Genomic DNA, 18055 nt, shown 5'->3' with positions numbered 1-18055 from the left:
TTGTGAGCGGTTACCGGCGTGAGAAGACCATCGACCTGGGCATGGTGGTGCTGGCCCTGGTGCTGTCGGCCGCCCTCTCGTTGGTGCAGGTCAGGGGGGATCTGGCGCTGAGTCCGGGACTGGGGTCCGGTACCTGGCCGTTCGACCGGCTGGTCTTCTCGTCGCCGCCGCTGCTCGGGTTCACCTGGGCGGTGAACCCGGTCTCCCTGGTCGCCGTAGGGGCGCTGTGGTGGCGCAGGCGGTGGCCGACCGCCGTCGCTGTCGTGGCGGTCGTCGCCGCGACCGTCACGCCGGCCGTGGTGCCCCTGATCATCGCGCTGTTCACCGTCGCCGTCCTCAGGCCGGCGCGCACGATCCTGACCGTCGGCCTGCTGGCACTGCTGCCGATCCCCGTCCACTTTCTGAGCAGTCCCTACGTCTCCGGGGTGCCGATCGCCAACGCGGTGATCCTGGGTGTCCTGATCGCCGCCGCGGTCGGCTGGGGCCTGTTCGTCCGTGCCCTGAGCGAACGCACCGAACGGGCCGAGGCGGAGGCGGTGTTGCGTGCCCAGCGCGCTCAGCGCGAGGCGCGGGAGGACATCGCGCGGGAGATGCACGATGTGCTGGCCCACCGGCTGTCGCTGCTGAGCGTCCACGCGGGGGCGCTGGAGTTCAACGCCGGGGCGTCCGCGCGGGAGACCACCCGGGCCGCCGCCGTGATCCGGGAGAGCTCGCATCAGGCGCTGGAGGATCTTCAGGTGGTGCTGCGGGTGCTGCGGTCGCCGGCGGGGAGGCCCGCTGCTGACGGCAGCACCGCGACGGGGCCCGCGCGGACCGGGCTCGGCGAGGTGCCCGAGCTGGTCAGGGAGTCGCGGGCGGCCGGTATGGCGGTCGACCTCGACATGGGCGGCACCGGGTCCGGTAGTGGTGGCGGTCCGACGGGGATCGCCGGGCTCGCCGCCTACCGGTTCGTGCAGGAAGGGCTGACGAACGCCCGGAAACACGCCCCGGGTGCGCCGGTCAGGATCACGGTGGCGGGCGGCCCCGGCGACGGGCTCACCCTGGAGCTGACCAATCCGGCCGATCCGGCCGGACGAGGTGGCCCGCGCGACGGCGTACCGGGCGCCGGGCAGGGGTTGATCGGCCTCGCGGAGCGCGTCGCGCTGGCGGGCGGCCGGTTCAGTCATGGCGAGGACGGAGCGGAGTACGCGCTTCGGGCCTGGCTACCCTGGCCCGCATGATCCGTGTGCTGCTCGTCGACGACGACCCGCTGGTCCGTTCAGGACTCCGGCTGATGCTCAGCGGCGCCGACGACATCGAGGTCGTGGCCGAGGCGGCGGACGGCGGCGAGGTGCCCGCCCTGGTCGACGAGCACGCCCCCGACCTGGTGCTCATGGACATCCGGATGCCCGGCGTGGACGGGCTGAAAGCGACCGAGCTGCTGCGGGCCCGGCCCGGCGCACCGGCCGTCGTGATGCTGACGACCTTCAAGGACGACGAGCAGGTCCTCGGTACGCTGCGCGCGGGCGCGGCCGGTTTTCTGCTCAAACACACCCCGCCCGCCGAGATCGTCGCGGCGGTACGCCGGGTGAAGGCGGGCGAGCCGGTGCTCTCCCCCGCGGTGACCGAGCAGCTCATCGCCCGGGTCACCCGGGGCGGCGACGGCACGGTCCCGCGCCGGCCGGAGACCGCCGAGGCCCGCATCCGTCTCGACCGGCTGGGCGACCGGGAACGCGAGGTCGCCGTGGCCGTCGGCCAGGGCAGGACCAACGCGGAGATCGCGGCCGAGCTGTACATGAGCGTGGCCACCGTCAAGGCCCACGTCTCCCACATCCTCACCAAGCTGGAACTCACCAACCGGGTCCAGATCGCCTTGACCGTGCACCATGCGGGCCTGGTCTGACCCTCCGCGGACAGGCGCCCCGCGCCCTCGGGATCCGCGTCCGCGCGCACCCGGCCCTCGTCACGCGCACGTGCGACCAGACCGGCGAGGCTCGCCTCCCAGCGGCTGAACAACTCCGCGAGGCGTTCGACGGATCACCGTGAGCAGCGCCAACAGAACGACGAGGGCCCCTGCCTGGAGTGCTTCCGCTCCGGCACCGCCGTGATCGTCCCCGATCTGACCCGGGAGGCCGAGCGCCGGCCGCGCTTCGTCACGACGGCCCACCGCAGCGGATTCACCGCCGTGCAGGCGCTGCCGATGCGGCTGCGGGACGAGGTCGTCGGCGCCCTCAACCCCTTCCGGGCCGCCCCCGGGCCAAGGGCAAGCTCGCCGAACCCCTCGGCATCGACATGGAGCGCGCCTTCGTGTACGACTCCGAGCCGCTGCCGGGTCTGAGGGCGTGAGACGGGTGCGGCTGGGGCCCTGTTGCTCCACGGTCCGGACGGCCGCCGCCGCTGTGAGGCGACGGCGGCCGTGGCCACGAGGATGAGAGGCCCCCCTCCACCGTTTCCTCGCGCGTGTCCTCCACGGCGGCGGGTCTGGTGGGAGCACCCCGTCGGAACTGCCGGGAGAACGGAGCGGGAGCCGCGCACTCCGGCGATGCGGCTCCGGCCGGTCTGGATTCCGGCTCGGGGGCTGGGAGCCTGGGCGGGGAGATTCGCCGGTACCGGACGTACGACATACATGGTCGCGGTGCCGTTCTTCCCTCCCAGGAGCCTAGAGCAGACAGGGGCAAAACGGAACAGTGCCCTACGCGGGAGCCGCGGCCCGAGTGACCGGGTACCGGTGGACAGGTGGCAGGCCGGGCAGCAACCCCGGCCAGACCGTGTCGATGACATGCGCGCTCGGCGTGAACAGCGGCTGCGCCAGAGTGGGCAGGTCGGCAACCTCGTGCCACTCCCAGCGGTGGATCAACTGCGGTTCGGTGACGGCCGGTTGACCGCTCCAGGCGGTGACGCGGACGGCGCCCGTCAGCCGGGGCATGTCGTGCGTGGAGTCCATCAGGAGGGCCAGCAGCCGCGCCCCTCCCGGGTCGGCCTTCAGCCCGGTCTCCTCCTCCAACTCCCTTGCACCCGCCTCCAGAAATCCCTCGCCGGCGTCGATCTTGCCGCCGGGCAGCTCCCAGACCCCGCGCACCGACCAGCCCAGCAGGATCCGCCCCGCCGAGTCGGTGACGACGACTCCGGCACCGGTGAGGGCGTGCGGTGACGGCCGCTTCTTGCCCGCGCAGGTGACGGTGGCGGGGGCGGGTCCACGCAGGACGACGAACGCGAGGCCGTCGGCGTCGTAGCGCTCGGCCGCCGCCCAACTCCCGCACAGCGCGCGGATCTCCTCGTCGTCGAGGGCGATGGAGCGCCTGCTGTCCGCTGTCTCCTCCGCGACGGGTGTGATGACGCAGACGACACCCCCCGGGTGCAGCCGCTCGCGGAGCCGGTTCATCACGCGGGTTCGGTCGTGGACGAAGGCCCAGCTGAGGCGGAAGGTGATCAGGTCGTAGGCGGGATGCGGAAGCGCGTCGAGGCTGTCGTGCTCGATGTCCAACAGGCGGTATTTCACCGCCGAGTTGGCGGCGGCGGGCTGGGCCTCGGCGCGGGCGAGAGCGGCGGGCGCGAAGTCGACGGCGTCGACCTCGTACCCCGACTCGGCCAGATGGCGGGCGAGTTCACCCAGCCCGCAGCCGATGTCCAGGGCGTGTCCGCCGCCCTCGGGGGCCGGTGCGTGCTCGGCGAGCAGCGCGCGTTCGGAGTCACGGAGCGGGCTGAAGGTGTTGCCGTCGGCGTAGTGCGCGTCCCATGCGTCGGTCACGGGGTTCTCCCTGCGGGGTGGTGATCGGTCAGCGGTCGTTCGACAGGGCCAGGAGTTCGGCGAACAGGCCGCCGCCATGGGCGAGTTCGTCGTACGTACCCTGTTCGGCGATGCGGCCGTGCCGCATGACCACGACCCGGTCGGCGATCTTCGTGTTGACCAGTTGGTGGGTGACGACGATCGTCATGCGGCGGGCGGCGATCGCCTTGATCCGTTCGAGGATGGCGTGTTCGCCGCGGGCGTCCATCTGGCTGGTCGGCTCGTCCAGGATCAGCAGGTCCGGCTGCCGGTACAGGGCCCGCGCACACGCCAGCCGCTGCCACTGGCCGCCGGACAGTTCGGTACCGCCCCACAGCTCCCGGGCGAGCAACGTGTCGAGCCCGTACGGGAGTTCCTCCACCGCCTCCCGCAGCCCTACGGCGTCCAGCGCCTCCCACACCAGCAGGTCGTCCCCGGTGCGGGGCTGGCCGAGGGTGACGTTGTCGCGGACGTTGAGGGGCCACTGGGCGAAATTCTGCGGCACCAGTCCCGACAGCTCCCACAGCCTGTCCGGGGCGAGACCGGCGAGGTCGTGCCCGTTCCAGCTGACCGTGCCCTTGTCGGCGAGGAAGATGCCCGCGAGGAGCCGGGTCAGCGTGGACTTCCCGGAACCGTTCTCACCGACCACGGCGAGGATCTCCCCGCGTCGCACGGTCAGCGAGACCCCGGCCACCGCGGGGATCTCCTTGCCCGGGTAGCAGTAGACGGCCTCGTCGAGCCGGATCTCCTCTACCGGCTCACCCGGCCCCGACTCCCCTCGCCTCGGGGCGCGTTCGGCGGCGAAGGCGAGGAAGCCCTCCAGGTCGGCGAGGTAGAGGGCGGTGTGGAACATCGCGGCGCCGTAGATGACGAGCTGGCCGAGCGCGGCGAGGGTGGTCTGGACGGCGACGACCGCTGTGGCGGCGATGGCGGGTTCGACGCGTCCGGTGGCGGCGAGCCAGGCGAGCGCGGCCCAGGTCGCGATGAGGAAGACACCGCCGATCGCCGAACTGGCCAGCACGATCCGCAGCATGCGCGGCGCCACGTCCAGGACCCGGCGGTCGATGCGTTCGGAGATCGTACGGTGCCAGAACCCGAGGTAGGGGACCATGCCGTTGGCGCGGATCTCGTCGGAGAACTTCGGGCTGGTCACCCAACCCCGCATGTTCTGGCGGACGTTGCGGTCGCCGATGTTGGCGTAGTGCGTCTCGTACTGGACCTTCGCGTGCAGGATCGCGCCCACGCCCGCGGGCACGACCGCGAGCAGCAACAGGGGCAGCATCAACGGGTGCAGCACGGACAGCACGCCGCTCGCGCTGACCATCCTGACCACGGCGGCGGTGAAACGCGTGGCGTCCTGCACCATCACATGGCCCCGGATCACCCCCATCTCGGCGGCCTCCTGCCGGTCCGCGAAACCGTCCTCCGCACGCGCGGCGGCCTCCACCCGGCACACCGCCTCGACGAGGGAACTGTCCGCCGCCGTGGTCAGCCGCGGGGTGATCCGGCCGTCCGCGTACGAGGACAACGCGCTCGCGACCCGGCCGACCGCCGCCGCGACGGCGATGACCAGCAGCGCGGGCAACGCCTGATGCAGCCGGTCGCTTACGGGCCCGGCGGCCAGCACCGAGCGCATCGCCCGCGCGGTGGACAGCAGCAGCACTACGGCACTTGCGCCGACGGCCAGTTGGCAGCCGGCCAGCAGCAGCACGGCGGACCGGTCGATGGCCCACGCCATCCGCGCGGTCTGCGCGAGTACGGAGGGCAGGCGCGCGCACAGCTTCCCGAACTCGGCCTCGGCCAACGGGTTCTGGGCATGCCGGCCCTCGTAGCGGATCTCGGCGGGCTGGGGTGGCGGCACACGCGAGGCGGTCCCGGGCAGCGGTGCCGGGCCGGTCGTCCCGGCGCTCATCGGGCCGTGATCTCGGCGCGGCGGGACGTCAACTGCCGTTCGGGCAGACGGTGTTCAAGCTGAGTCATACGGCAGCCTCCCCCGACAGCTCCCGCACTAGCCGCCCGAGCGGCGACCCGGTGCAGCGCGGTCAGGCAGAACAGGGCGCGCTTCTCCTCCGGGATGAGGCGGCGGCCGTAGCCGGTGAAGAAGGCGGTTCTCAGGCGGGGTTGTTCGGCCCAGGGTCCGCAGGCCAGGGGGACGAAGTCCTGGACGACGGGGGCGAACCGGGCGCGCTCGAAGGCGATCAGGGCGAGGGGTTCCCGGGTGCCGGACCACCGCAGGGTGTGCTCGTCGACGTGGCCGTGGATGTAGCCGAGCGGGACCCGCCCCACGGTGCGCAGTTCGGCGGCGCGGGCCAGCACGAACTCCCGTTCCGCGGTGGGCATTTGGTCGCCCGCCGTGTGGACGCTCCGCTCGGCGTTGTCTGCGGTGCGGCGCAGTGCCTGTGCCGCTTCCTCGCGTGCCGCGGGGGTCAGTTTTCCGGCCTGGTGCAGTTGGGCGACGAGGGCGCCGGCTCTGCGGTGGACGGTCTCCAGCGCGGGACCCGTCGTCCTGAGGTCGTTCAGCGGGGTGCCGGGGAGGGCGGTCATGAGCAGGGCGAGGTGCTGGGCCGAGGTCGCGGTGAGGCGGGGTGCGCGGCCGGGGCCGAGGTAGGACACGGCGTGCCGGTGGGCGAAGGTCTCGCGGGTGAAGGCGAGGGGGGAGGGGGCGAGTTTCACGCAGAAGCGTTGACCGCTGCCGCTCTCCGGTCGTGTCGTCACCTCCCATACGCGTGAGGAGTGGGCGGCGGAGGTCTCGTTGAGGCAGGTGAGGGGGCCGATGACGGATTCGGCCCAGGCCCGGACGGGGTCCGGCAGTGTGGTCGCTCCGGTCATGCCCCCCACCTCGGTGCGCGTCGTGACGTATCCGCGTCGGCGGCGGCCGTGGCGTCAACCTCGTGCATCGCGGGCGGGAGCAGAACCGGGGCCGATGGGGTGCGATGTTCGAACGCGAGGGGGACGAGGGCGGGGACGGGCACGGGATTCATGGCAACCTCCTGCGGTCGGTGCGGTGACTTGGTGCCAGAAGAACGTGCCTGATCACGATGCCGTCACGGGTGCGGACGGGCGAACCGTCGGACGAAAGTTCGAGGATGCGGGTGCCGCCCTAGGGGCCGCTGGGAGGCGTGGTCACGATCCGGTGTTCGATCGGCCGTACCGGGAGCCGTCACCTGATCGAGGGATTGCCGGACAGCACTGAACCGTCCCGGTGGCGCGGGGGATTGGCCACCGGGACGGTGCATCGGGCGGGCTCCTCAGCCTCGCGGGGCGGTCAGGCCGGGGCGCCGACCGGGAGGTCCGACGCGTCGTCGGGGCGCACCTCGCCGTCCTCGTCGATGTCCGGGGGGATCGTCGACAGGGCGCTGGCGTGCAGGTCCTTCGTGCGGAGCATCGTGAAGCCGATGATGGCGGCGACGAAGCCGAGGATCGCGCTGAGGGTCATCGCTCCGTGGAAGGCGTTCATGAACGCGTCCTGTCCGGCGGCCAGTACCTTCTCGCGCAGTGCGCCCGGGACGGCCTGGACCACGGCGTCGAGGCCACCGGCGCTGATGCCGTGGGCGGCGGTCTCCGCGGTGTCGGCGCCGAGCTGCTTGCCGACGGCCGAGGAGGTGAAGTCCTGGGACACGGTGTGCTGGAAGTAGGCGCCGATGCCGGCGATGCCGACGGCGATGCCGACCTGCTGGAACGTCTCGTTGATCCCGGACGCGACACCGGACTTGGCCGGCTCGGCGACCCCGATGGCCAGGGCGGCGCGGGCCGGGTTGAAGGCGCCCATGCCGAAGCCGGAGATGACCAGCGCCGGGACGAGCACGGTCCAGGACGAGTCGGCCTCGGTGAGGTTCAGGCACAGGATGCCGATGGCCATGACCAGAGTCGAACCGCCCAGCAGGATCCGGAAGGGGACCTTGCCGATCAGGCCGCCGCCGAGGGCACCGGCCACGAACATCGCACCGGTCAGCGGCAGGAACCGCAGACCTGTCCCCCACGCGTCGACGTGCAGCATGTTCTCCAGGTAGCTGGTCTCGAAGAACACCGAGGGCAGGGCACCCGCGTTGCCGATCATCGCGACGAGGGAGATGCCGACGAAGGTGGGGCTGCGGAAGAACGCCGGGTCGATCAGGGCGCGTTCACCGAGGCGGCGCTCGATGGCGACGAAGACGACCAGGAAGAGGACGCTCGCCGCGTAGAGGCCGAGTGTGTTGGCGCTGGTCCAACCCTCCACCGGGCCACGGATGGTGGCGTAGACGAGGGCGCCGAGCGCGACGCTGAAGGTGCCGAGGCCGGCCCAGTCGGTGGGGTGGGCCCGGGTGTTGAGGGATTCGCGGACGCGCAGCGCGCCGATGAGGATGGCGAGCACGCCGACCGGCACGTTGATGTAGAAGATCCAGCGCCAGGACAGCGCGTTGATCAGCGAGCCGCCGATGAGCGGACCGGTGGCGACGGCGAGACCGACGGCGGCGCCGAACGCGGTGAACGCGGTGGCCCGTTCCTTGCCGTGGAACTCATGGCTGAGCATCGCGGGACCGACCGCGAACATGATGGCCGCGCCGACTCCCTGGATGGCCCGGAACCAGCTCAACTCCCCTGCGCCGTCGGCCAGTCCGCAGGCCAGGGACGCGGCGGTGAAGATGGCGAAGCCGACCTGGAAGACCTTCTTGCGGCCGATCCGGTCGGCGAGCGAGCCCGCCGCGACCAGGAAGATCGCCAGCGTGAGGGCGTAGGCGTCGAACACCCACTGCAGGTCGGCGAAGCTGCTGCCCAGGCTCTTGTGGATCTGCGGCAGCGCGATGGAGACCACGCTCAGGTCGAGCATCAGCATGAACGAGCCCAACGCGACGATCCCGAGTGTCCACCACCTAGTGGGAGATGGTGCGCGTTCTGCGGACATGCGGGGACCTTCCAATCAACAGGAACTTTGGACCTTGGGATCCATAGATGATGGAAATCTAGATGATTGGAAAGTCATGAGTCAATGCCGCCACGGTCGGCGCGGCAGGCGAAGTCACCCGGAGTGACAATCGCCGGGCACGACAAAGCCCGCGGCACCTGTCGGCACCACGGGCTGGGGCGAGTTCGAGGATGTTCTACGTCAACTCACGGACGCACCGCGTCAGTTGGCGAGCATTTTGCGTCAACTCACGGCTGTTCCAGGTCAGTTCGAGAACGGCTCATGTCAGTCCGAGCAGACCGACGCGGGCCAGCGGCCGGCCATCAGCGTGCCGAGCATCTTGCGCAGCACCCCGCGCTCGTCCTCGGAGAGGGCGCCGAAGAACGCCGACTCGACCTCCGTGGCCACCCGGTCCGCCGTCGCGAGCGCCTCACGGCCGGTCTCGGTGAGGATCAGGTTGTAGCGGCGCCGGTCGGCGGGGTTGCGGCGGCGCTCCACGTGCGCATTGCGCTCCATCTCGTCGATCACCGTCACGACCGTGGTCGGATCGAGGTTGAGCAGCCGGCTCAGGTCCTGCTGGGAGAGCTCGGGCCCGCCGGCCAGCGCGGCCAGCACGAAGAAGTAGCGGATGCGCATACCGACCGCGCCCAGCGCCTTCTCCACGTCCTCCACCAGCACCAACCCCGCTTTGTGGAGCAGATAGCCGGGGCGCTCGGCGATGAGGAAGTCCTCCCGGGGGGACACCCCGTACTGCTCCGTGCCACCTGTGCGCACCATGAGCCGACTCCTTCGATCGTCGCAATCTCCACCATCGAAGATACAACGTTCTACGGCCACGACACCCCCTCCGCCAGGGAAATCACCGGACCCCGACCCCTCCGCGCCACCTCCGCGGTCACACGGAGTTCATTAGTCCGCCTCCCATGACAACCCCTCGGACGGTTATCCCGACGCAAAATCCAACGGAATACGATCCTCCGCATACCGTGAAATGGAACGGGTGATTCTCCGGAGATCATCGAGGTCAGCCACTCGGTGATCGATCACAGGATCAAACGTCCGACAGGAGAAAGAGAAACGCCGGGTGACCTGAGTCACGTGGCACCAAGTAGCGCGCCTGCTACTGTCTCGAAGCGCCTGGCCAGTACATTGCACTCTGTGACCGGGCGGCGCACACGGGGAAGAACACGGGGACGAAACCGCGCTTCGCGCAACGGGGGTTTCAAAATGGTTCAAAGATCCATCAGCTGTTGTATCGGACGACGCTGACGACGAGGAAACCGCGCCCATCGGCGCTGGTCAGACACAGGTGAAGTGACTCTTTCGCACAGTGCTGCGCTTTTTCAGCAGCGCGCTGTGTGCTTCTTTCGCCTGCATTCTCCAACGCGACGTGTATTCATGCGCCACCTTCGCACGTCCGCTTTCAGGTCCGTCTATCGGGCACGGCTGTGTCATTGTGTCGCTGCCCTCTCAGGCATGGAATGGAAAGCTCATGGAAAGCTCAAATAAGCAGTCGAGTACTGCCCTCGCGGAGGCTCTGGAGGGCTGGCTCGGCGACCCGGAAGTGGAATCCAACGCTTTGTCCTTCGCCGGGGCGCTGGCGCTCGACGAGCGCGACGAACTCCCCTCCGCCGGTATCGACCAGGTCCGCGCCTTCGGCTTCAACCGGTATTTCGTGCCCGAGCGGCTGGGCGGCGATCTCCGGGCCGCCGAGGACATCCTGATGCTGACCCGGGTGATCGCCCGCCGGGACATGAACGTCGCGGTGAGCGAGAGCACCCAGGTGTGGATGATGCTCGCGTGGATCGGCGGCGACGCCGAGCAGCAGGATAAGTACGCGGCGACGGTCCTGCGCGGCGGGGTCGTCCCGTGCCTGGCCTACTCCGAGCCGGGGCACGGCGCCGACCTGGCCGCCAACCGCTTCACGGCCGCCCCGGACGGCGGCCAGTACGTCCTGTCCGGCGAGAAGTGGCCGATCAACCGGGGCCGCACCTCCACCCACGTGGTCCTGCTCGGCACCACCGGCGACGAGCACACCCCGGCCAAACGCCAGCAGTCCATGTTCCTCGTGGACCGCTCGCAGATCATCTCCGGCGAGGTGACCGGCGTCCCCCGCGTTCCGACCTACGGTCTGCGCGGCTGCGACATCAGCGGCGTCGCCTTCGACGACGCCCGCGTGGACGCCACGGCCCGGCTCGGCGCCGAGGGCGAGGGCCTCGAACTCGCCCTGCGCGGCCTGCTGATCACCCGCACCTTCTGCACCGGCCTCTCCCTGGGCACCGGCGACACCATGCTGCGCACGGTGGCCGGCTTCCTCTCCGACCGCATCCTCTACGACGGCCCCGCGAACGAGATCCCGTACGTCACGGAGTCCCTGGCCAACGCGTACCTGAGCCTGCTGGTCGCCGAGTGCGAGAGTCTCGTCGCGATGCGCGGACTGCACCTGCACACCGAGCAGTTCAGCATCTGGGGCAACCTCGCGAAGGTGCAGGTGGCCCGTCTCGTCGACACCAACAGCAAGGTGCTGGCCCGCACGCTGGGCGCCCGGTACTTCCTGCGGGCCGCCGAACACGTGGGCACGTTCCAGAAGATGCTCCGTGACGGCGCCGTCGTCTCGGTCTTCGACGGCAGCGAACCGGTCTGCCTGGACTCTCTCGCGCTCCAACTCCCCGCGCTGGCCAAGGCACATGGGCACGGAGCGGACGAGGACTGGCGCCCGCTGTACGACCTGCGGGCCGAGCTGCCCGCCTTCGAACCGCACCGGGTGAGCGTCTTCGGCCGCGGCAGGGACGCCACGTTCGCCAGCCTGCCCGCACTGATCGCCCGCCTCGGCGAACTGACGGCGTCCGACGGTTGCGACGAGGACCGGCTGACCGCACTGCGCGGCCAAGCCGAGGAACTGCGGCTGGAGTTGGACGCGCTGCTCGCCCGGGTGACCGAGATCCGGCGCTCGACGGCCGGCCTGCCCTCGGAGCCCACCGCGTCCAGCAAGTCCACCGCGCCCCGGCTGATCCGGGTGGCGGAGGAACTCTGCTCCCTGCACGCGAAGGTGGCCGCCCTCGGCGTGTGGCTGTTCAACCGGGACCACCTCGACGCCTTCTTCGCCGACGGCGAGTGGCTGCGGGCCGCGCTGGCCCGCCGCCAGGTCCACCAGTACGAGGTCGGCGATCTCGAACAGGCCACCGCCCGGCGGCTGTTCACCCGCATGGACTCCCAGCGCGCCGACCACGAGTTCTTCTCCGTCCGCCCGGTGCGCATGGCCGAGCCCGGAGCGCGCGAGGCGGGCCGGGACGACGCCGAGTCCACGACCGCCGCGTGACCACCATCCCTGACCACGACCACATACCGGCCGGAAGGTATCGATCTGCGATGAACACCACCACCAGCACCCTGACGTTCGACGACGTGAAGAAGGTCCTCGTCGACGCGGTGGCCGCCGAAGCCGGCGTCGCTCCCGAGGAGTTGGCGACCGACCGGCCCTTCACCGACTACGGCCTGGACTCCATGGCCGCGCTCTCGGTGGGCATGGAGATCGAGGACGTGTGCGGTCTCGCCGACCCGCCGGTCGACCTCCTCTGGGACCACCCCACGGTGGACACCCTGGCCGAGGCCCTGTGGAAGCTGATGAACGCCGAGCCCGTCGCCGCCACCGCCGCAGCGGACGGTCAGCGATGAGCACTGTGCATCCCGGGACTTCCGTGAACTCCGTGAACTCTGTGAACGCCCAGCAGGCCGGCCTCTGGTTCATCCACGAGACCGATCCCGGGTGCTCCGCCTACCACATCGTGTTCGGCGCGGAGGTCACCGCCGATCCTCAACTCGGCGTCCAGGTACGGGAGATACTCGCCGACCTGGCCCGTGAGCACGACGCTCTCCGGATCGGTTTCCGCGCCGGCCCGGATGGCCCGGAGCAGTTCGTGCGGGACGCCTTACCGCTGGACATCCGCCCCACCGACACACGGGAGTTGAGCCCGGAGGCGCTGCGCGACCTCGTCCGCACCGACAGCCGCAGCCCCTTCGACCTGTCCCAACCCCCGCTGTGGCGCGTGCACTTGTACCGCACCGGTGAGCGCACCTGGGTGTTCACCGTCGTGATGCACCACATCGCGGCGGACTTCTGGTCGCTGGCCCTGCTGCTGTCCGAGGTGCGCAGCCGGCTGGAGGGCACACCGAACCGTTTCACGCTCGACGGCGGCGCCTTCGCCGCGTACGCCGAACGCCAACAGGCCTTCCTCGCCGGCGAGAACGCGCGCACGCTGCTCGACGGCGAGGCGAAGCGGCTGGCGGACATACCGCCCGCGCTGGATCTGTACGGCGATCGGACGCGTCCGCCGGTGCCGTCCTACGACGGCGGTTCGGCGCCGTTCGCGCTGTCCGTCGCCGCGACGGAGGCGGTACGGCGGCTGGCGCGGGAGACCTCGTCGACGCCGTACAGCGTGCTGCTGTCCGCGTACTTCGTGCTGCTGAGCCGGTTGAGCGGGCAGTCCGAGATCGTGGTCGGCACCCCGACCTCGGGGCGGCTGCACCGGCAGTTCCGGGACGCGCTCGGCAACTTCGTGAACACCGTGGTCGTACGGGGCGAGGTGGACGAGGAGTCGACGTACCGTCAGGCGCTGGCGGCCTCGCGTGAGCGGGTGTCGGAGGCGATGCGGGCGCAGGAGCTGCCCTTCCCTTGGCTGGTACGGGAGTTGGCGCCGACGCGCGACCCGAGCCGGACGCCGTTGTACCAGGCCGGTTTCGCCTGGGACCGGCTGCCGTTCCTGAACGACATGGACGCGTTCTTCCTCCTGGAGCCGGGCCCGGGCGCCGAGTTGGGGATCGCGGGCGCGACCCTGCGGCCGTATCCGCTGCCGCAGCAGGAGGGTCAGACCGACCTGTGGGTCGAGATGGGCGCGGAGCGCGACGGCGCCTTCGCGGGGGTGCTGCGCTACAACACCGACATCTTCGGGGCGGGCACGGCACGGGAGTTGGCCGCCACGTTCGTCACCACGGTGGAGACCCTGGCCGGCCGCCCGGACGAGCCGTTGCGCGAGCTGGCGCGCGGCGACGAACGGCAGCGGGCGCAGCTCACGGAGTGGGGTTCGGGACCCGAACGCTCCCTGCCCGCGGCCCGGTTGCCGGAACTCTTCCGCGAGCAGGCGCGGCGGACACCGGACGCGGTCGCGCTGGTCGCGGGCGCCGAGGAGTGGAGCTACAGCCGTCTGCTCACGTCGGTCGAGGAGACCGCGGCGGCGCTGCGGGCGGCCGGGATCGCCCCGGGTGACCGGGTCGCGGTGATGGTGGACCGCGGCGCGCCGCTGGTGGCCGCGCTGCTGGGGGTGCTGGAGGCCGGGGCGGCGTATGTGCCGCTGGATCCCAACCTGCCGGTGGAGCGGCTGACTTACATGGCCGAGGACTCCCGGGCCCGGCTGCTGCTGAGCCAGTCCGGCCTGCAGGAGAGCTGGCTGCCGGGGCTTCCGGTGCTGGGTCAGGACGACCTCGGCGCCGGGGTGGTGCGCGGCGACACGGGCGGCGGGGCGGACGCCGGGAGCGACAACACCACGGCCTCCCCCCCTGCGGACCCGGCCGCCGGCCCCTCCGACCTGGCGTACATCCTCTACACCTCGGGTTCCACCGGCCGCCCCAAGGGCGTGGCGATCCCCCACCACGCGCTGACGAACCTGCTGCTCTCGATGCGGGAGACCACCGGGTTCGGGGCGTCGGACAGTCTCCTCGCGGTCACCACGATCTCCTTCGACATCGCCGGACTGGAGCTGTACCTGCCCCTGCTGACCGGCGGCCGGGTCGTCGTGTGCGACAGCGCCACGGCTGCCGACGGTGCCGCGCTCGCGGTGCGGATCGAGGAGTGCGGTGCCACCTGGATGCAGGCGACGCCGACCTCGTGGCGGATGCTGCGCGACGCCGGCTGGACGGGCGCACCGCAGCTGAACGTGTTGTGCGGTGGTGAGGAACTCCCCCTGGATCTGGCCGAGTTCCTGTCCTCGCGGGTCGCGAGTCTGCGTAACGTCTACGGCCCGACCGAGACGACCATCTGGTCCACCGCCGGTGTGGTGGAGCCCGCGTCGGGGATCGACATCGGCGCGCCCCTCGACAACACACAGCTGTACGTCCTCGATCCGCAGGGCCGTGCCGTGGAGCCGAGTTTCCCGGGTGAGTTGTGGATCGGCGGGGAGGGTCTGGCCGTCGGGTACTGGGACCGGCCGGAGTTGACCGAGGAGCGGTTCGTGACCGGGCTGCCGGCCGCGCCGGAGCGGCGGCTGTACCGCACCGGTGACCGGGCGCGCTGGAGCAGCGAGGGGCGGCTGCTGCACCACGGGCGTCTGGACAACCAGGTCAAGCTGCGCGGCTACCGCATCGAACTCTCCGAGGTCGAGACGGTTCTGGAGGCGGTCGAGGGCGTTTCCACGGCCGTGGTCGTGGTCCGCGACGACAGGCTTGTCGCGTATCTGCTCGCGGAGAACGGCGCCGAGTTGAGGCCGTCCGACGTCCGCTCGGCGGCCGGGGTGTCCCTGCCGCCGTACATGGTGCCCGGCATCGTGATGGTGCTGGACGAGCTGCCGCTGACGGCGAACAAGAAGATCGACCGCAATCGGCTGCCGGAGCCCGTGGTCTCCTCGGACGCGGGGTTCGAGAAGCCGCGTGACGCCACCGAGATCACCCTCGCGCGGATGTGGACGGAGATCCTGGGGGTGTCCCAAGTCGGCGTCCACGACCACTTCTTCGATGTGGGCGGCCACTCGCTGCTCGCCGTCCGGCTCAGTTCGGCGATCCGTGCCGAGTGGGACGTGGAGATCCCGATCTCGGTCATGCTCGGCCGGCAGGGCACCGTCGCCGAACTCGCCGCGATCGTCCGGTCCGGCGGCCAGGAGACCGCACGCGGCCCGCTCGTCGTCCTGCGCGAGGGCGACCCGGCCCTGCGCCCGGTCTTCCTGTTCCACCCCTTCGGCGGCACCGTCTTCTGCTACGTCGAGCTGACCCGCCATCTCCCGCCCGGCAGGCCGGTGTTGGCGGTCGAGGCGCCCGGCATCCAGAACGAGGGCGAGGCCGAGATCAGCGTGGAGGCCATGGCCACCCGCTACATCGACCTCCTGAGGGAGGTGCAGCCCAACGGGCCGTACGCGCTGGGCGGTTGGTGCTTCGGCGGGGTCATCTCCTACGAGGTCGCCGGTCAACTGCGCGCGCTCGGCGAGGAGATCGAGTTCGTCGTCGGCATCGACAGCCGGGCGCCGGTCGAGGAGAACATCCCGGAGTCCGCGGACGACTCGACGATCCTGTCCTGGTTCGCCCGCGACCTCGCCGTACCCGCCGGAAAGACACTGGACATCCCGGCGGACGAACTGCGCGCCCTCGGCGGCGACGCGGCCTTCGACCACATCCTCCAACAGGCCGCCGCGATCGGCGTCTTGGCCGAGGACGCGGACCGCGCGACGATCCTGCGCTACTTCGAGGCCTACCTCGCCAACGGCATCGCCCTGCAGACCTACCTCCCCGAACCGGCCGACCTGGACCTGGTGTTGCTGCGCGCAGCCGACGAACAGACCGACTACGGACCGAAGTTGGGCTGGGAGGCGCTGATCAAGGGCGAGTTGCACGTCATCGACGTCGCCGGGGACCACAACTCGGTGATGTACCCGCCGTACGCGGAGCTGGCGGCCCGCGCGATCGCTCCCCACATGGAAGGACCCACCGACGATGACCAAGACTGAGCAGGTCACAGCCGAGTACGCGTTCCACCTCCCGGTGTCGCCCGACGAGGCGTTCGCCCTGATCTCCGACCCCGTCCAGGACCCGGTCTGGCAGGCGGCCTGCGTGGACGTGACGCTGCTGAACGGCCCGGCACGGCCCGGCGGCCAGTACGAGATCACGTTCCAGCTGATCGGCAAGCGGATGCAGTTCACCGTGGAGATCAGCGAGTTCGAGCCCGGCCGACGCTCCAGGTTCCACACCCTTCAGGGGCCGTTCGGCTACGTCGGCACCTACGAGTTCGTCGCACGCGAGGACGGCACCACCACCGTGCACTGGACGTTCGAGGTGGACCCCGGGGACTACTTCGGGATCATGCCGAAGTCCCTGCTGCGCAAGGTGCTCGTCAACTCGGTCAAGAAGGACTCCGGAAAGCTCGCCGCACAGCTCGGACAGGGAGCGCGCAACCGATGAAGACACGCCAGGAAGAGAACAACAAGGTCGTCGTCACCGGCCTCGGCGAGACCACCCCGCTCGGTGGGACCGTCGCCACCACCTGGGACGCGATGCTGCGCGGCGAGAGCGGACTGAATCTGCTGGAGGACGAGTCGTGGGCCAAGGACCTGCCGCCGCTGCTCGGCGGACGGGCGAAGGTCGACCCCGGTACGGGACTTGAGCACCAGCAGCGCCGACGCCTCAGCCGTTCCGCCCAGTTCGCGGTGACGGCGGCGGCGGAGGCCTGGGCCGATGCCGGCCTCGACGACGACACCGCGATCCCGAGCCGGGTGGCCGTGGCCGTCTCGGCCGCGCTGGGCGACATGACCTCGATCATCGACGGCTGGGAGATCCTGAAGACACGGGGCTGGCGGCGCGTCCCGCCCATGACCGTCCCGATGTCCATGGGCAACGGCTCGGCGGCGGCCGTAGCGCTGCTGGTGAACGCGCGCCTCGGCGTGCACGCCACCGTCAACGCCTGCTCCTCCGGCACCCAGGCCCTGGTCACAGCGGCCGAGTTGATCCGGCGCGGCGAGGCGGACGTCGTGGTGGCGGGTGGCGCGGAGGCGCCGCTGCACCCCATGGTCCTGTCCTCGTTCGCGGCCATGCGCGCGCTCTCGCAGCGCTTCGACGACCCCGCGTCCGCCTGCCGCCCCTACGACGCGGACCGCGACGGCATGGTCCTCGGTGAGGGCGCCGGCATCCTCGTACTCGAATCGGAACGGCACGCGCGCGAGCGCGGCGCCCGGATCTACGCCGAACTGGCGGGAGTTGGCATCACCTCGGACGCCTACCACATGGTCCAGCCCGAGCCGAACGGCACCGGCACCGCCGCGGCCGTCCGCGCCTCCCTCGCCGACGCGGGCGTAACCCCGGCGGACGTAGCCCACTTCAACGCCAACGGCACCGCGACGGCACCCGGCGACGCGGCCGAAGCACGCGCGGTGATGACGGTGTTCGGCAACGCAGACGCCACCCAGGGTCCGGCTGTGTCCGCGAACAAGTCGATGACCGGGCACAGCCTCGGCGCGGCCGGCGCGATCGAGTCGATCACCACCGTCCTCGCCCTCCACCACGGCCTGGTACCGCCGACCCGCAACTTCACCCGCCTCGACGAGGGACTCTCCGTCGACATCGTGCACGGCAGCCCGCTCAAGCTGGGCCCCGAGCAGATCGTCGCGGTGAAGAACTCGGCCGGGTTCGGCGGCCACAACGTGGCCCTCACCTTCCGCGCCCAGAAGGGCAAGTGA

The 18055-nt window shown here is 70.8% G+C and carries 13 protein-coding genes; 8 read left to right on the top strand and 5 right to left on the bottom strand.

The genetic code is table 11. The annotated features are described in order from the left end of the window. Nucleotides 1-2: 2 nt before the first annotated feature. The 3 genes from ACGFY9_RS29490 to ACGFY9_RS29480 all read left to right on the top strand — a co-directional run bounded on the left by ACGFY9_RS29490 (nt 3) and on the right by ACGFY9_RS29480 (nt 2317). On the top strand, nt 3-1220 hold the full coding sequence (locus ACGFY9_RS29490; RefSeq protein ID WP_393759140.1) for a sensor histidine kinase: 1218 nt from the start codon (nt 3-5) through the stop codon (nt 1218-1220). Beyond that, a complete protein-coding gene (locus ACGFY9_RS29485) occupies nt 1217-1882 on the top strand; it encodes a response regulator (RefSeq protein ID WP_393759138.1) in 666 nt (221 codons plus the stop codon). The genes ACGFY9_RS29490 and ACGFY9_RS29485 overlap by 4 nt, the downstream gene beginning before the upstream one ends. Nucleotides 1883-1987: 105 nt before the next feature. Continuing rightward, entirely contained in the window at nt 1988-2317 is a 330-nt protein-coding gene (locus ACGFY9_RS29480; protein WP_393759520.1) for a GAF domain-containing protein, read from the top strand. A gap of 354 nt (nt 2318-2671) precedes the next feature. Here the strand turns inward: ACGFY9_RS29480 and ACGFY9_RS29475 are convergent, their stop codons facing one another. The 5 genes from ACGFY9_RS29475 to ACGFY9_RS29455 form a co-directional block, all read right to left on the bottom strand. Next, nucleotides 2672-3727 carry an NUDIX domain-containing protein gene (locus ACGFY9_RS29475; protein ID WP_393759136.1) on the bottom strand — a complete coding sequence of 352 codons (1056 nt, stop codon included), beginning with the start codon at nt 3725-3727 and terminating at the stop codon, nt 2672-2674. 28 nt (nt 3728-3755) lie between these two features. Next, nucleotides 3756-5657: an ATP-binding cassette domain-containing protein gene (locus ACGFY9_RS29470; protein ID WP_393759134.1), complete on the bottom strand. Its 1902-nt coding sequence runs from the start codon at nt 5655-5657 to the stop codon at nt 3756-3758. Next, nucleotides 5654-6574, bottom strand: coding sequence for a phosphotransferase (locus ACGFY9_RS29465; protein ID WP_393759132.1), 921 nt, complete (start codon nt 6572-6574; stop codon nt 5654-5656). Before ACGFY9_RS29465 ends, ACGFY9_RS29470 begins: the two co-directional genes overlap by 4 nt. Before the next feature lie 436 nt (nt 6575-7010). After that, entirely contained in the window at nt 7011-8627 is a 1617-nt protein-coding gene (locus ACGFY9_RS29460; protein ID WP_393759130.1) for an MFS transporter, read from the bottom strand. A 285-nt stretch (nt 8628-8912) separates the two neighbouring features. After that, entirely contained in the window at nt 8913-9404 is a 492-nt protein-coding gene (locus ACGFY9_RS29455) for a MarR family winged helix-turn-helix transcriptional regulator (RefSeq protein WP_393759128.1), read from the bottom strand. Between the two features lie 715 nt (nt 9405-10119). Here ACGFY9_RS29455 and ACGFY9_RS29450 point away from each other — a divergent pair. The 5 genes from ACGFY9_RS29450 to ACGFY9_RS29430 are packed head-to-tail and all read left to right on the top strand — an operon-like array spanning nt 10120 to nt 18055. Beyond that, complete coding sequence (locus ACGFY9_RS29450; RefSeq protein ID WP_393759126.1) at nt 10120-11946, top strand: acyl-CoA dehydrogenase family protein; 1827 nt, start codon at nt 10120-10122, stop codon at nt 11944-11946. Between the two features lie 50 nt (nt 11947-11996). Further along, entirely contained in the window at nt 11997-12302 is a 306-nt protein-coding gene (locus ACGFY9_RS29445) for an acyl carrier protein (RefSeq protein WP_393759124.1), read from the top strand. Between the two features lie 32 nt (nt 12303-12334). Continuing rightward, entirely contained in the window at nt 12335-16333 is a 3999-nt protein-coding gene (locus ACGFY9_RS29440; protein WP_393759122.1) for an amino acid adenylation domain-containing protein, read from the top strand. Then, the gene (locus tag ACGFY9_RS29435; protein ID WP_393759120.1) at nt 16320-16784 is read left to right on the top strand and encodes an SRPBCC family protein; all 465 of its coding nucleotides are present in this window, start codon (nt 16320-16322) and stop codon (nt 16782-16784) included. Before ACGFY9_RS29440 ends, ACGFY9_RS29435 begins: the two co-directional genes overlap by 14 nt. Continuing rightward, nucleotides 16781-18055, top strand: a complete 1275-nt coding sequence (locus ACGFY9_RS29430; protein WP_393759118.1) for a beta-ketoacyl-[acyl-carrier-protein] synthase family protein — start codon at nt 16781-16783, stop codon at nt 18053-18055. Before ACGFY9_RS29435 ends, ACGFY9_RS29430 begins: the two co-directional genes overlap by 4 nt.

It is taken from the genome of Streptomyces sp. NPDC048504 (genome assembly GCF_043200035.1).
GTDB lineage: Bacteria > Actinomycetota > Actinomycetes > Streptomycetales > Streptomycetaceae > Streptomyces.
This window is presented reverse-complemented; position numbering and strand designations above follow the sequence as displayed.

What these genes read in the sequence shown, in the direction of transcription:
- ACGFY9_RS29485 (WP_393759138.1), top strand. Translation starts at nt 1,217, where the DNA reads ATGATCCGTGTGCTGCTCGTCGACGACGACCCGCTGGTCCGTTCAGGA.
- ACGFY9_RS29470 (WP_393759134.1), bottom strand. Translation starts at nt 5,657, where the DNA reads ATGAGCGCCGGGACGACCGGCCCGGCACCGCTGCCCGGGACCGCCTCG.
- ACGFY9_RS29465 (WP_393759132.1), bottom strand. Translation starts at nt 6,574, where the DNA reads ATGACCGGAGCGACCACACTGCCGGACCCCGTCCGGGCCTGGGCCGAA.
- ACGFY9_RS29460 (WP_393759130.1), bottom strand. Translation starts at nt 8,627, where the DNA reads ATGTCCGCAGAACGCGCACCATCTCCCACTAGGTGGTGGACACTCGGG.
- ACGFY9_RS29455 (WP_393759128.1), bottom strand. Translation starts at nt 9,404, where the DNA reads ATGGTGCGCACAGGTGGCACGGAGCAGTACGGGGTGTCCCCCCGGGAG.
- ACGFY9_RS29450 (WP_393759126.1), top strand. Translation starts at nt 10,120, where the DNA reads ATGGAAAGCTCAAATAAGCAGTCGAGTACTGCCCTCGCGGAGGCTCTG.
- ACGFY9_RS29445 (WP_393759124.1), top strand. Translation starts at nt 11,997, where the DNA reads ATGAACACCACCACCAGCACCCTGACGTTCGACGACGTGAAGAAGGTC.
- ACGFY9_RS29435 (WP_393759120.1), top strand. Translation starts at nt 16,320, where the DNA reads ATGACCAAGACTGAGCAGGTCACAGCCGAGTACGCGTTCCACCTCCCG.
- ACGFY9_RS29430 (WP_393759118.1), top strand. Translation starts at nt 16,781, where the DNA reads ATGAAGACACGCCAGGAAGAGAACAACAAGGTCGTCGTCACCGGCCTC.